The organism is Pseudomonas sp. LB3P93 (genome assembly GCF_054898025.1).
This window is the reverse complement of the sequence record NZ_CM142713.1, coordinates 76,145-90,739: the sequence shown is the minus strand read 5'-3', so window position 1 is coordinate 90,739 and position 14,595 is coordinate 76,145. Positions and strand designations below refer to the sequence as shown.

11 protein-coding genes are annotated in these 14,595 nt (G+C 60.3%); all 11 read right to left on the bottom strand.

Annotation, left to right across the window (positions count from 1 at the left end):
* Positions 1–106: 106 nt before the first annotated feature.
* Complete coding sequence (locus tag ACYZT8_RS00375) at positions 107–1,684, bottom strand: efflux transporter outer membrane subunit (protein WP_461978320.1); 1,578 nt, start codon at positions 1,682–1,684, stop codon at positions 107–109.
* The gene (locus ACYZT8_RS00370; RefSeq protein ID WP_461978318.1) at positions 1,681–2,745 is read right to left on the bottom strand and encodes an HlyD family secretion protein; all 1,065 of its coding nucleotides are present in this window, start codon (positions 2,743–2,745) and stop codon (positions 1,681–1,683) included. The genes ACYZT8_RS00375 and ACYZT8_RS00370 overlap by 4 nt, the downstream gene beginning before the upstream one ends.
* 26 nt (positions 2,746–2,771) lie before the next feature.
* The gene (locus ACYZT8_RS00365; RefSeq protein WP_461978316.1) at positions 2,772–4,307 is read right to left on the bottom strand and encodes an MFS transporter; all 1,536 of its coding nucleotides are present in this window, start codon (positions 4,305–4,307) and stop codon (positions 2,772–2,774) included.
* A gap of 220 nt (positions 4,308–4,527) precedes the next feature.
* Positions 4,528–5,448 carry a LysR family transcriptional regulator gene (locus ACYZT8_RS00360; protein ID WP_461978314.1) on the bottom strand — a complete coding sequence of 307 codons (921 nt, stop codon included), beginning with the start codon at positions 5,446–5,448 and terminating at the stop codon, positions 4,528–4,530.
* Between the two features lie 233 nt (positions 5,449–5,681).
* On the bottom strand, positions 5,682–6,548 hold the full coding sequence (locus ACYZT8_RS00355; protein ID WP_438658301.1) for an ABC transporter permease: 867 nt from the start codon (positions 6,546–6,548) through the stop codon (positions 5,682–5,684).
* A 20-nt stretch (positions 6,549–6,568) separates the two neighbouring features.
* A complete protein-coding gene (locus tag ACYZT8_RS00350) occupies positions 6,569–7,429 on the bottom strand; it encodes an ABC transporter ATP-binding protein (protein ID WP_461978312.1) in 861 nt (286 codons plus the stop codon).
* A gap of 5 nt (positions 7,430–7,434) precedes the next feature.
* Complete coding sequence (locus ACYZT8_RS00345; RefSeq protein WP_461978310.1) at positions 7,435–8,460, bottom strand: ABC transporter substrate-binding protein; 1,026 nt, start codon at positions 8,458–8,460, stop codon at positions 7,435–7,437.
* 17 nt (positions 8,461–8,477) lie between these two features.
* The gene (locus ACYZT8_RS00340) at positions 8,478–9,365 is read right to left on the bottom strand and encodes a TauD/TfdA dioxygenase family protein (protein WP_461978308.1); all 888 of its coding nucleotides are present in this window, start codon (positions 9,363–9,365) and stop codon (positions 8,478–8,480) included.
* A gap of 304 nt (positions 9,366–9,669) precedes the next feature.
* Positions 9,670–11,037 carry an HlyD family type I secretion periplasmic adaptor subunit gene (locus tag ACYZT8_RS00335; RefSeq protein WP_461956530.1) on the bottom strand — a complete coding sequence of 456 codons (1,368 nt, stop codon included), beginning with the start codon at positions 11,035–11,037 and terminating at the stop codon, positions 9,670–9,672.
* Positions 11,027–13,183 carry a type I secretion system permease/ATPase gene (locus ACYZT8_RS00330; protein WP_461978306.1) on the bottom strand — a complete coding sequence of 719 codons (2,157 nt, stop codon included), beginning with the start codon at positions 13,181–13,183 and terminating at the stop codon, positions 11,027–11,029. The genes ACYZT8_RS00335 and ACYZT8_RS00330 overlap by 11 nt, the downstream gene beginning before the upstream one ends.
* A gap of 36 nt (positions 13,184–13,219) precedes the next feature.
* Positions 13,220–14,572: a TolC family outer membrane protein gene (locus ACYZT8_RS00325; RefSeq protein WP_461978304.1), complete on the bottom strand. Its 1,353-nt coding sequence runs from the start codon at positions 14,570–14,572 to the stop codon at positions 13,220–13,222.
* Positions 14,573–14,595 lie beyond the last annotated feature (23 nt).

Sequence of the window (14,595 nt, the reverse complement as noted above, 5' to 3'; positions counted from 1 at the left end):
AGCTTCGGCACACCACTGAACCTTGTACGCAGCGATTAAGTTCGCTGGCCGTTAGGGTGAGAAAACCGGCCTCGGCCGGTTTTTTCGATATACCCCCCCCACGAAATTAACGCTGTGCCGTCTCTGCCAACGGATACACCGACTCCCACCCCCCACCCAACGCCTTATACAACCCCACCATCGCCAGCGACACCCCGGTCGAGCTCTCCACAAACTGCTCCTGAGTCGCCAACAACGCCCCCTGCACGGTCAACACGTTAACGAAATCCACCACCCCTTCCACATATTGCTGCTGCGCGGTGCGCAGGGCGATCTGGTTTTGGCGGACGGCTTCGGCGAGGCTGTCGCGACGCAGTTGGCTGGCGTTGTAGGCGCTCAGTTGATCGTCGATTTCGTGCCATGCGCGTAGTACGGTTTGTTGGTAGGCGATGGCGGCTTCCTGTTGCTGGGCCTCGCGCAAGTTCAGGACCCCGCGCAGGCGGCCGCCGTCGAATAGCGGAAGACTGAATAGCGGGCCGATGCCGAACGAGCGCGAGCCCCAGGAGCCGAAATCGCTCAGTTGCATGGCTTGTGAACCGATGTTGCCGGACAGGGTAATCCGCGGATAGAAGTCACCTTTGGCCACGCCGATGCTCGCGGTGGCGGCATGCAGGCGGGCTTCGGCCTGACGGATGTCCGGGCGGCGTTCGGCCAGTTGCGACGGCAGGCCAATGGCGACCTGACGAGGGGTTGGCGGCACGGGTGCGTCTGTGGATAACTCGGCGTGCAGCGCTTGAGGTGGCTCGCCCATCAACAAGCTCAGGGCGTTGATCAGTTGTGATTGACGCTGTTCCAGCGCCGGCAGGCGCGATTCGATGGCGGCGACCTGGGCGGCCGCTTCGGCGACGTCCAGGTCAGTGGCGACGCCGTCGGCCAGACGCAGTTGCGAGAGTTTCAGGCTGTGCCGGGCGACATCGAGGTTTTGTTCGGTGACGGCCCGAGTGCTTTGTACGCCGCGCAGTTGAATGTAGTCCTGAGCGGTTTCGGCGAGCACTGACAGCAGCACACCGCGGCGATCGTTTTCCGCGACTTCCAGGGTCGCGTCGGCGGCTTCGGTTTCGCGACGCACACGGCCCCAGAAATCCAGCTCCCATGACGCGGAGAAGCCGGCGTCCCAGAGGTTGAACGCCGAGTCGCCGTTGTTGCCCGAGGGATCGTTCAGGCCTTCGCCGCTGTTGCGTTTGCGCCCGTAACCGCCGGTGGTGGCGGTGTTTGGATAGCGGTCGGCGGTGATCACCTGGCGTGCCGCTCGGCTTTGCTGCAAGCGGCTGCTGGCGAGTTTCAGGTCGAGGTTGTCGGTCAGGGCGCGCTGGGTCAGGGCCGAGAGTTTCGGGTCGTTGAAGACTTCCCACCAGCGCTCGTTCATGTCGATGGGTACTGCTTCACTGGCGGCGGCCTTAGACGGTTTCGACCATTCAGTGATTTGTTGTGGTTGAGGTTTCTGGAAGTCTGGGCCGACGGTGCAGGCTGTAAGGCTCATGACCAGCAAGGTGCACAAGGTGAGTTGGGGCCACCGGCCTCTTCGCGAGCAAGCCCGCTCCCACATTGGATTTGTGCAATTCACACAATCTCCGCCCAAACAGATATCCCCTGTGGGAGCGAGCTTGCTCGCGAAGGCGTCAGTCCTGTCAACAAATGTCTTCATTGCTGAACCACCTCACGCGAGACGGTGCTTGCCGTATCAATCCTTGCCTCCACAGACATCCCCACCCGCAACCGCTCGGCCAATGCCTGACCCGGTTCCAGAACAATCTTCACCGGAATCCGCTGCACAACCTTGGTGAAATTACCGGTGGCGTTGTCCGGTTTGATCGAAGCAAATGTCACGCCGGTGGCCGGCGCGATGCTCTCGACGCGCCCCGTCAAAACCTCTCCACCGAGGCTGTCGACACGCACTTGTACGTCCTGCCCCGGCTTCACGTCGGTTAGTTGGGTTTCCTGGAAATTGGCGACCACGTAAGCCTGCGCCAGCGGCACCACCGCCAGAATCTTGCTGCCCGGTGTCACGTAAGCACCAACCCGCACCGCCCGCTCGCCCACCATGCCGTCCTGAGGGGCAACGATGCGCGTGTAAGACAGCTCGTAGCTGGCCATTTCCAGCGCCGCTTGCGCCCGCTTCAATCCACCGTCAGCCGCGTCGCGCTGAGCCGTGAGGATCTCCACCTGCTTACGCTCCGCCGCCAGCACCGCCGTGACGTTGGCCAATCGCGCGGCGGCCTGATCGATGCGCGTGCGCGCTTGCTGAGCATTCTGCACCGTCCCGGCACCGACCCCGGCGAGGTGGTTGTAGCGGTTCAATTCATGCTCGGCGAAGGCCATTTCCGCCTTGGCCGACACCACAGTGGCTTGGGCCTGAGCGATCACCGAAGCCTGGCGTTCAAGGGTCGCTCGAGCGTTTTGCAGTTGCGCCCTGGCCACCAGCGTCTCGGCGTCGGCGGCCTGGGCGGCGGCACGCAGGTCCCGGTCATCGATCAACGCCAACAACTGCCCGGCCTTGACCTGTTGGTTGTCCTCCACCAGCACTTCCTTGATGAACCCGGCCACGCGAGGCACCACCAGGGTGAAGTCCGCCGAGACAAACGCATCGTTGGTGTTCTGCTGCGTACGCTTGCCGAAAAGACCTGGCGCCAGCAGGTAAATCAGCACGCCGACCGCCACCACTGCGGCGACGCCGACAGCCACTTTTTGCTTTGTTTGAGTCGTCATAAAAACCTTCTGTTTCAGTGGAGCGTTCATGTCGGTGCGCGCGGTGGATAAATCCGCGTCGGCAGCCAGAAAATCAGCAGGATCAGCGCCAGCGCGACGCCGGTCATGCACAGATAAAGATCCGATGACGTCAGCACCACGGCCTGCTCATGCAGACGATGGGCAAGGCCAGCGCTGTCGCTGTCGGCTAGAGGGGAGTTGCCGAGGTAGTCCACCAGCATGGTCGAATGGAAATGCAGCCTTGATGTGGTCAACGCCTCGATCACTCCTGTAGCGATCACCGCCGACAGGCCTTTCACGGTGTTGAACCAGGCCGAAGCGTAAGGGCCTTCCATCGGCGTGATGCTGCCGGTGGAGAGCATCAGCAGCGGCAGGACCGCCATGGGCTGACCGAAGATTTGCAGCCATTGCAGCGCGTAGAAATCGTCACGAATCCACACCGATGTCAGCTGCGAACCACCGAGGCACGACAGCGCCAACATGCTCAAACCGATGCCCAGCACCCAGCGGCAATCGACCCAACGCAGGTTGCACAGCGCCGCCACCAGCGGCAGCGCAATCAACTGTGGCAGGGCCGCCAACAACATGATCGGCGCGGTCTGAACCGGTCGATAACCCTGGACCTGCGCCAGGTAGCTGGACGGAATAATGATCACCGCCAGCAACACCACCAACACCCCCGCCAGGGTCAGCAAGGCGAACGACAGGTTGCGGATACCGAGCATCTGCATCTTGAAAAACGGGATCGGCTGCGACCACTCGTTAATCAGGAAAAGCACCAGCATCAACAGCCCACCGCCGAGCAATCCGCAGATCAGGTCCGACTCGAACCAGTCCAGCCGATTGCCCTGCAGAATGCCGATCACCAGCATGCAAATCGCCGGAAAACCCAGCAGCAAACCGCGCCAGTTGAACTGCTTGAAGCGCTCCATCCGCAGTGGATCCTGCGGCAAGCCGTAAGCCACGGCCGCCATGGCAATCAGGCACGGGGCGATGATTTGCCAGAAGGTCCATTGCCAGCCGACGTACTCGGTCCACAAACCGGCGAGTGGGGTGCCGAGGCCTGGGCCGAAGGTGGCCGTCAGCGCATAACCCGCCAGACCGTAAAGCTTCACGTTGGCCGGTAAAAAGCGCAGCGCGACGGTCATCAACATCGGCGGAAGTGAGCCACCGGCCAGACCTTGCAGGGTACGCATGACCAACAGGCTTTCGTAGTTCGGGGCGAACGGGCACAACACACCCAACAGGGTGAAGGCGCTGATGGCGCAGAGAGTGAAGCGCCTTAGCGAGAACGTCACCGAGCACCACGGCGCGAAGGCCATGGCGGCTACCGAGGTCGCCGTGTAGCAGGCGACCAGCCAGGTGCCTTCGTCGTAGCCGATGGCCAATGCGCCGCGGATGTCGGCCAGGGCGACCTTGGTCACCATTTCGTTGAGACCTGACACCAGCACCGCCAGCAACACGCCCACCAGACCGATGATGATCCGCGGGCCGAAGACGGGCGGCGTAACGGCGGCTGGACTGGCCGCGGCGAGAGGTGCCGTGACCATGAGGGAAGTCATTGACTGCAAGCTCCGGGGTTTGAATACCGGAGCATTTTAAGAAGCGCGAGACGTTACGAAAATTGACTTATTGGCAGGTTATAAGTGCGCTTGGTGCAGCAATGCAAAACCCCCTGTAGGAGTGAGCCTGCTCGCGATAGCGGTGGATCAGTCAACATCATGTTGAATGTGATGGCCCTATCGCGAGCAGGCTCACTCCCACAGGAATTGGGGGTGAACTTCAAGAGGGTTGCGCGGCCAGCCACGTCTCGTCGCAACACGCCTTGAGCGTTTCGCGCAGCCAGCGATGCGCCGGATCCTTGTCGAAACGCGGGTGCCAGGCCTGGGTCAGCATCAGGGTGGGCAAGGGAATCGGCAGGGTAAACGAGCGCAGCTTCAAACCCAGGCGCCGCACGCTCAGCAACGCTTCCTTGGGCACCGGTAAAATCAGGTCGGAATCCGGTAGTGCAAACATCGCCGCATGAAAACTCGGCGCAATCACCGCCACCCGCCGCTCCAGCCCAAGGGCATTGAGTGCGGCATCGATCGGCCCGCGAGCAATGCCGCGACGGGACATGCTGATATGGGAGAAACCAGCGAAGCGCTCGGCCGTGATCTCTTCGGCGAACAGCGGATGGTCCTCGCGAACCAGGCCGACGAAGTGAGTGGAAAACAGATTCTGAACCTTCACTTCCGGGGTCAGCGGTCGGGTGTTGCTGATGTTCAGGTCGATCCGCCCCTCGCGCAGCGCTTCATCATCGCCGTCGCCTTCGGGGACGAAACGCAGCTCGCAATGCGGCGCTTGGCGGTCAAGTGTGTCAAACAGCTTGCCGCCGTAGACGCCGACGAAGAAGTCATTGGCCCGGATGCTGAAACGACGGCGTAACGAACCCAACTCCACCGCATCGGCCGAGCGGAACAACAATGCGGCCTGTTCCACGACATCGCGCACCTGCTCGCGAAGCTCCAGCGCTTTGGGCGTCGGCACCAAACCACGACCGGCGCGCACCAGAATCGGGTCGCCGATGGCCTCGCGAATACGCGTGAGCGTTCGGCTCATGGCCGCCGGGCTGAGGTTCATCCGCCGCGCGGCGCCCACCACGCTGCCCTCGTCGAGCAAGGCGTCGAGGGCGACCAACAGGTTCATGTCCGGGAGTTGCATGCTGAGCACTCGTGTCTGGGTTGGGTTGATTCAGACGCAATGCTAGCAAACATTCTCCTGACTGATGTATTGGCAGGTCTGGCCCCATCGCGGGCAAGTCGAATCGTCGCACCGCCGCTCCCACAGTTATCTCCAGTGGATGCAGACCTTGGGTTCGACACAGAACCCTGTGGGAGCGGCGGTGCGACGATTCGACTTGCCCGCGAAGGCGCCAGATCAGACACCAAAAAAACTTAGCGCTGCATCCCCCAGCGCTTTACGGTCACCCGCTCGAGGGTGTCAAACACCAGGTTCTCCACCAGTAACCCAATCAAAATCACCACCGCCAACCCGGCAAACACCTTGTCGGTGTACAGCTCATTTCGATTCTGAAAGATGTACCACCCCAACCCGCCCTTGCCGCTGGTAGCGCCAAACACAAGTTCAGCGGCAATCAACGTCCGCCAGGCAAACGCCCAGCCGATTTTCAACCCGGCAAGAATCGACGGCAGCGCCGCCGGGATCAGAATGAACAACACAAAACGCATGCCCTTGAGGCCGTAATTGCGCCCGGCCATGCGCAGGGTTTCCGAGACGCCGAGAAACCCGGCATAAGTGTTCAACGCCAACGCCCAAAGCACCGAATGCACCAGCACAAAAATCAGGCTGTTCTGCCCCAGACCAAACCACAGCAGCGCCAACGGCAACAGAGCAATCGCTGGCAGCGGATTGAACATCGAGGTCAACGTGCTCAGCAGATCACGACCGAACTGCGTCGACACCGCCAACGTGGTCAGACCAAACGCCAGGACGATGCCAATCAAGTAACCCTTGAGCAACACCACCAGCGAAATCCACACTTTGCCCAGCAGCTCACCACTGAGCAAACCGTCATACAGCGCGCTGCCGGTTTGCAGAAAACTCGGCAGCAGCAAGTCGTTGTTCTGGACGCGGGCAACCACTTCCCACAGCACTGCAAGCAAAATCAGGATCAGGCTTTTACGCAGCCAGGCCTGTTGCCAGAGGCGCTGACCGAGCGGCAATTCCCGCTCCACCGGCACGCTGGTCAATGGCTGCAAAACGGTTTCGAATTCTTCACGCGCAGATGATAAATGGCTCATCGGGCACTCCTCTCAATGGCTCAATAAGCGATGCGAATATCGGAAAAATCCAGCTCGCGCTCGGTTTCCGGCGACTGACCTTCATCGAACAACAGCCGATGAATCCGTCGCGCCGACTCCTGAAACGCCACGCCGCCGAGGCTGTGCAAATCGTACTGATGGCTATGCACTTCCGCCCGCACCCGACCCGGGTGCGGCGACAGCAACAGAATGCGATTTCCTACCACCAGCGCTTCTTCAATGGAGTGCGTGACGAACAGCAGCGTGAAACGCACCTCTTCCCAGAGCAGCAGCAATTCTTCCTGCATCTTGCGGCGAGTCAGCGCATCGAGGGCGGCGAAAGGTTCGTCCATCAGGAGGATTTTCGGCTGCATCGCCAACGCCCGGGCGATCGCCACGCGCGCCTTCATGCCGCCGGATAACGTGTGCGGATAGGCATCGGCAAACGCCGCCAGACCGACTTTGTCCAGGTAGTGCAGCGCCCGTTCTTCGGCCTCTTTGCGCTTGAGGGTTTTCGAGGCCAGCAGCGGAAACATGACGTTCTGTTTGACGGTTTTCCAGGGCGGCAGTTGATCGAATTCCTGGAACACCACAATCCGGTCCGGCCCCGGCGCATGAACGGTTTGCCCTTGCAGCCGGATCTCGCCCTCACACGGTTGAATGAACCCGGCGACCGCTTTGAGCAGCGTAGATTTACCGCAACCCGACGGCCCCAGTAGTACGAAGCGGTCCGCCGGATCGATTTCAAAACTGACTTGATGCGTCGCCCGAACCACACGCTGCGGCGTGCGATATTCCAGGCTGACATTTTCGACGGACAACAGCGCCTGGGCGGCTGCGATCGGGTTGCTGGCCGTGTGGCCTTGCAAAGGGGCGTTCATCTCGATCAGCTCCCTTGCAGCGGTTTGGCGTCCTGGAAGAAGTAATCCTTCCACGAATCCGGTTTGTTTTTGATTGCGCCGACGCTGTAGAGGAATTCGGCCAATGGGTAAGTATTTTTCGGCGTGACGCTGAATTCGAACTGCGGGTTATCGATGATTTTCAGCAACGCGGCACGGTCGATTTTGGCTTTGGTGACACGGATGTAAGTGTCCGCTGCCGCGCCTTTATCGTTCTGGGCAAACTGCGCCGCTTCGGTCAGTGCGTCGACGAAGGCCTTATAGGTTTTCGGATTCTCGTCGCGGAATTTCTCGGTGGCGAACAGCACCGTCGGCGAGTTCGGGCCGAGCAGGTCATAGGTGTTCAGCACCACGTGCACGTTCGGGTTTTCCAGCGCCTGGTCCTGGAACGGCGGGTTGGAGAAATGCCCGGTCAATTCGGTGCCACCCGCGATCAGCGCGGCGGTGGCGTCCGGGTGCGGCAATGCGATGGTGTACTTGTCGAGTCGATTGAATTCCTTGTCACCCCATTGCTTGGCGGCTGCGTACTGCAGGAAGCGCGACTGCACCGAAACGCCGACTGCCGGCACCGCGATGCGGTCCTTTTCGGTGAAGTCGGCGATGGATTTGACCTTGGGATTGTTGCTCACCAGGTAGTACGGGAAGTTGCCGAGGGAAGCCACGGCTTTGACGTTTTGCTTGCCGTGAGTGCGATCCCAGATGGTCAGAAGCGGACCGACGCCCGCACCGGCAATATCAATCGAACCTGAGAGCAGCGCATCGTTGACCGCCGCGCCACCGGACAGCTGGGTCCAGTCGACTTTGATGTCGATGCCTTCCTGCTTGCCGTACTTCTCGATCAGGTTCTGATCGCGCACCACGTTGAGCAACAGATAAACAATGCCGAACTGCTCGGCGATGCGGATTTCACCTTCGGCGTGAGCCACGGTCGGCGCCACCAGGCTGCCGGCGATCAGGCTGAATCCCAAACCGATGGCGGCAGCCAGCGGCGCGAATGGAAGACGTTTGGACATGGAAGTTCTCCGACAAATCAGAAAGGCGCGTCGCCCTGGATGGTGGTGCGATACAACTTGCGGCGCAGATGACTTGGGCATCCGGCGGCGAGGTGGATCAGCGAGCGGTTGTCCCAGAACACCAGGTCGTGGGCCTGCCATTGATGGCGGTAGATGTTTTGCGGCAGCACGCTGTGCGCGTAGAGCTCATCGAGCAGTTGTTTGCTCTCGTCTTCCGGCAAACCAACGATGCGCGTGGTGAAGCCCTCGCTGACGAACAACGCCTTGCGCCCGTTTTCCGGATGCGTGCGCACGATTGGGTGGACCACTTCGGCCACTTGTGCCAGTTGCTCCGGGGTCAGGGTCGGGCGCCAGTTGCCTTCGAATTTGGTCTCGCTGTAGCGCGCGGTGTAGGAATGCGCGGCCGAGCGACCTTCAACGGCTTTGCGCAGTGCCTCGGGCAGGTTATCCCAGGCTTTGTGCATGTCGGCGAACAAGGTGTCACCGCCTTCGGCGGGCAGTTCCTGGGCGTGCAGCATCGAGCCCAGGCTCGGCAGTTCTTTATAGGAAAGGTCGGAGTGCCAGAACTTGCCGGCGTCACCGAGGCCGATGGATTGGCCGTTTTCGATGATGTTGGAAACGATGAGGATTTCCGGGTGGCCGGCCAGCAGGAACTGCTTGAGCACATGGATCTGCAACACGCCGAATCGTCGGCTGAAAGCGATTTGCTGCTCGGGGGTTATGCGCTGGTCGCGGAACACCACGACGTGATGATCAAGATGCGCGCGGTGGATGCGGGCGAAATCCTGATCATTGATCGGGCGGGACAGGTCCAGACCGATGATTTCAGCACCGACAGCGCCGCTGAACGGACGAATGTCGAAGGTTTGTGGCGCGATTGCGGGTGACGCAGAGACGACTGACATAAAAATCACTCCCACGCACGGCACGCTTCAAAGCGCGCACGTCGATCAAGAAACTCACGGAGGTCCCGTGTTGGTTCGTGTCGTGCGGCGCGCCGATTGGTCGGCAGGTACGCAGGAGAGTGACTTTATAGGTATAAGAATTTAAATTTAAATACCGTTAGCGAATAACGATATGGCTTTTCTCTAACACCGATTGTTCCCACGCTCCTGCGTGGGAATACATCCCGTGACGCTCTGCGTCACAGTGGACGCGGAGCGTCCATGGCGGCATTCCCACGCAGAGCGTGGGAACGATCTGTCAGGCTTATCGCTCGTGCAGTGCCTCGGCCCGCGCCCGAATAATCGGCTTGAGCAGGTAGCTCAGCACGGTCTTCTTGCCGGTAATGATATCCACCGAAGCCACCATCCCCGGGATGATCAGCAACGGCTTTTCATCTGTCCCCAGGTGACTGCGATCAGTGCGCAGTTTGATGATGTAGTACGTGGTCTTCTTGTCTTCATCGGTGATGGTATCGGCACCGATCTGTTCAAGCCTGGCCTTCAGCCCACCGTAAATGGTGTAGTCGTACGCCGTGAACTTCACCGTCGCTTCCTGGCCCGGGTGCAGGAACGCGATGTCTTGCGGGCGAATCTTCGCTTCCACCAGCAAAGTGTCGTCCAGCGGTACGATTTCCACCAGGTCGCTGCCCGGCTGAATCACGCCGCCAATGGTGTTCACCAGAAGCTTGTTGACGATGCCGCGCACCGGCGATGTCACCAGCGTCCGGCTGACCCGGTCTTCCAGCGCTTTGCCGGTGGCCTGGGCCTTGTTCAGGTCGGTGCGTGCCTCGTTGAGTTGGGTCAGGGCTTCGCTGCGAAATTTGCCGCGTGTCTCGTCGATCTTGCGCTGCACTTCCTTGATAGCCGATTCAGCGCGAGGGATCGCCAGTGTCGTGGCGTCCAGTTGCCCACGGGTTTCGACCTCTGCACGCTTGAGTCGCAACACTTCGACCGGGGACACCGCGCCCTGGGCCACCAGCGGCTCGGACATGTTGATTTCCTGACGTTGCAACGACAGTCCATTGCGGTACTGCGACTGTTTGGAAGTGAATTCGCGCAGCTCTTGCTGACGCTGGATCAACTGCTCCTGCAAGCCTCCGATCTCATCGTGCAGTTGCTGACGACGACTGATGTACAGCGACTCTTCACTGGCCGCCTGACCGGGAACAGCCTTCAGCACATCAGCGGGGAAGTTCAGCGGACGGTCATCGACCTCGGCGCTCAAGCGCTCCACGCGCAACAGCATCGACAGCCGATCGGCTTCGGTCTCGCCCACGTTGGAGGCAAACCGCGTGTCGTCCAAGCGAATCAGTGGCGCACCGGCGTCGACAATTTGCCCTTCGGTGACGTACAGCTCGGAAACGATCCCGCCCTCAAGGTTCTGGATTTTCTGGATCTTCGACGACGGAATCGCCTTGCCGTCGCCCTTGGTGACTTCGTCGATCACCGCGTAATTGGCCCAGAGCATCAGGAATACGAAAAAGCCGATGATCGCCCAGATCGTCAGCCGCACCACGCGCGGGGCGTCTTCGATAAGGGCTTTGTTAACCTCGGGAAGTGGCTGGCCATGCAGCGACTCGGAGCCTTTGAAGTAACGGCGGATCGAATCCTTGAAACCCGACTTAAGCAACACTGATCTGCCCCTTCTTCAACGCTTCCATCACGGCGGCTTTCGGGCCATCGGCGAGAATTTGTCCACGGTCGATGACGATCAGGCGATCCACCAGCGACAACAGCGATGCCCGGTGCGTCACCAGCACCACGGTCTTGTTTTCAATCACCGCGGCGAGGCGTTGCTTGAGGCGTTCTTCGCCGGTGTTGTCCATGGCGCTGGTCGGTTCGTCGAGCAGCAGGATCGGCGGATTGAGCAGCAACGCACGGGCCAGCGCCACGTTCTGGCGTTGGCCGCCGGACAGGTTCTGCCCGCGCTCACCGACTTGCAGTTCATAACCTTGCGGGTGCAGACGGGCGAACTCGTGTACGCCGGCCAGTTCGGCGGCTTGCAGCACCATTTCGTCTTCTACATAGCGCGCACCCGAGACCAGGTTGTCGCGCAGGGTGCCGGCCAGCAGCTGGATGTCCTGTGCCACGTAGCCGATGTTGTGGCGCAATTCGCTGACGTCGATCTGACGGATGTCGACGCCGTCCACCAACAGCGCGCCGTCGTCCGGTTGATACAGACCCACCAGCAGTTTGGCCAGGGAGCTTTTGCCCGAGCCGCTGCGACCGATGATGCCGATCTTCTCGCCAGGCTTGATGCTCAAGTTGATGTTTTGCAGCGCCGCGTTCTGTTGGTTCGGGTAGGTGAAGTTCATCTGCCGGCATTCGATGGCGCCTTGCAGCACCTTGCGGCTCAACGGGCGCTCTTCGAAGTTGCGTTCTTGCGGCAGCTCCATCATTTGATCGACCGAGGTCATGGTCACCCGCGCTTGCTGGTAGCGGGTCAGCAGGCCGGACAACGAAGCCAGCGGGCTGAGCGCGCGACCACTAAGCATGTAGCAGGCGATAAGACCGCCCATGCTCAGGTTGCCGGCGATGATCTGGTACACGCCGAAGACAATCATGATCACCCCGGCCAGTTGCTGGATCAGCAAGGTGATGTTCATCGCCAGACCGGAGAGCATTTTCACCCGCAGCTCAAGGCGACTGAGGGTGCCGATGGTCTGTTCCCATTGATACTGGCGTTCGCTTTCCGCGTTGTTGACCTTCACCGCATCGAGGCCGGCGAGGGTTTCGATCAGGCTCGACTGGCGCTCGGCGCCCAGGGCCATGGTTCGCTCCATGGTCGCCACCAGTGGCTTCTGAAGCGCATAGCCGATCAGCAAGGCAATCGGGAATGCCAGCACCGGAATCCACACCAGGTGCCCACCGAGAATGGCGATGACCATGAAGATCAGCAGCGTAAACGGTAGGTCGATGAGGCTGGTCAAGGTCAGCGAGGCGAGGAAATCGCGCAGGCTCTGAAACTCATGGATGTTCTGGGCGAAGCTGCCGACCCGGGCCGGGCGGTACTTCATGGCCATGCCGACGATGCGCTCGAACAGCGTCGCCGAGATGATCAAGTCGGTTTTCTTCCCGGCCAAGTCCAGGCACAAGCTGCGCAGGCTCTTTAGGATCAGGTCGAACAGGTAAGCCCCGGTGATACCGATGGCCAACACCCACAGGGTCGACTCAGCCTGATTCGGCACCACGCGGTCGTAGACGTTCATTACGAACAGCGGCGCGGCCATGGCGATGATGTTGATCAGGAAACTGGCGGCGATGGCGTCGGCGTACAGCCAGCGCGAACGTTTGAGGGTGTCGCGAAACCACGAGCGCGCGCGCGGGATCAGCGTGCCGTGATTGACGTCGAATTTGTGCTGGGGTTGAGCGAAGAACACTTTGCCGATGTAGTCGTCTGCCAGCAATTCCCGACTGACGAGGCTTTCGCCCCCGTCGCTTTCGCTGATCAGCAGGCGGGCCTGGTCTTCACCGTGCCAGCCGAGCAGGACGGCACTACGGCCATCCTTGAGCAGCAACAGCGCCGGCATCGCAATCGCCGGAATCTGCTCCAGTTTGCGCACCAGCACGCGCCCTTGCAGACCGGCGCGAGCGGCCGCGCGGGGCAGCAGTTCAACGCTCAGGCGCTGCTTGGGCAACGGCAGGCCGGTGGTCAACATCGCGGCGCTGGCCGGCTTTTGATGCAGGGTGCAAAGGGCCAGCAGACCATCCAGTAGCGGATCGTCGTGCAGCGCGCGTGGATCATGAATGAGTTGAACTCGACTGACTTCTGATTCCACGCTCGGCACTCTTGTCTAACAGTAAAAAGGGAAGACTCAATTCATCCCGGGTAGCTGGACCCTGGGCTTCACGTCGTTCTGCACAACGGATGCCAACGGTGCGACCACTCCCTGGCTCTTGAGCAACTCGCCCATGGTCGCCTTGATTCGGTACTGAGTAAATAACTGAATGTTTTTGATCTCCGCCAGGCGACGGGAAGCGGTGAACAGTTCGTTTTCACTGTCGAGCAGGTCAAGCAAAGTGCGTTCGCCCAGGCTGAACTGCTTTTGGTACGCGGTGCGCACGCTAGTGCTGTGATCGACATATTGCTGGGCGATCGGCACTTGGGCATTTGCGTTGTTCAATGCATTCCAGGCCAGGCCCAACTCTTCGTTCAATACGCGCAGAGCGTTATTGCGGATATCCAGTGCCTGGTTGGACAGGTAGGACTTGGACTCCAGGTCAGCCTTGTTGCTGCCGCCGGCATACAGGTTAAAGCGCATGCGCAACATGGCCTGCCATTCGTTGCTGTGACCGTTCTGACCGTCGAGGTCGTTGTCGGCGGAGCGACCCAGTTCGGCATCGAAGCGCGGATAGAAGGACGATTTGGCAGCGTCGTACTGTTTCTCGGCCGCGGCAATGTCGGACTCGGCAGAACGCAGGATCGGGCTGTTTTCCAGCATCTGCGCGCGGGCTTCATTCAAGTTGGCCGGCAACAGCGCGAGGAAATCGGCAGGACGCTCCAATTGATCGGGCATCTGGCCCACGGCGCTGAGGAAGTTGGTCTCAGCGTCCGCCAGGTTGGTCTGTTCCGTGATCAGGTTATTCCGAGCCTGGGCCATACGCGCTTCGGCCTGATCGAGGTCGGCACCGCTGCCGACGCCGCGCTGAGTGCGCAATTTGATCTGGTCAAAAATGCGTTCGTGGCTTTTCAGGTTGTCGGTGGCCAGGCGCACGAATTCGCGGCGGGTCAGTACATCCAGATAAACCTGAGCCACGGTCAGCGCGGTGCGTTCGGACGTGCCCAACAAGGAATAAGCTCGGGAATTAACGGTGGCTTGTTGTCGCCCCACTTCACTGGACGTCGCAAAACCGTCAAAGACCATTTGCGACAGGCGCAAACTCGACTCGCTACGGTTCAGGGTTTCCCAGTGATTGTCGTTGCCGGCAGCGCGTGTGGTGACGCTGTCCGTGCCTTCGCGACCATAACCGCCCAGCAGATCGACCCGTGGAAGGTATCCACCTTTTGCGGCCTTTAACTGATAATCCGCGGCTAATCGACTATTAACACCTGCCTGGATTTCCGGATGGACATCCAACGCCTGTTGCATGGCCTCCGGAAGTGACTGCGCCTGAACAAAACTGGCGGCAAGGGCGAAGGGTAAAGCCTTTAACAGGTGCAAACGCATGGTTGGAATTTCCCGGAATTACT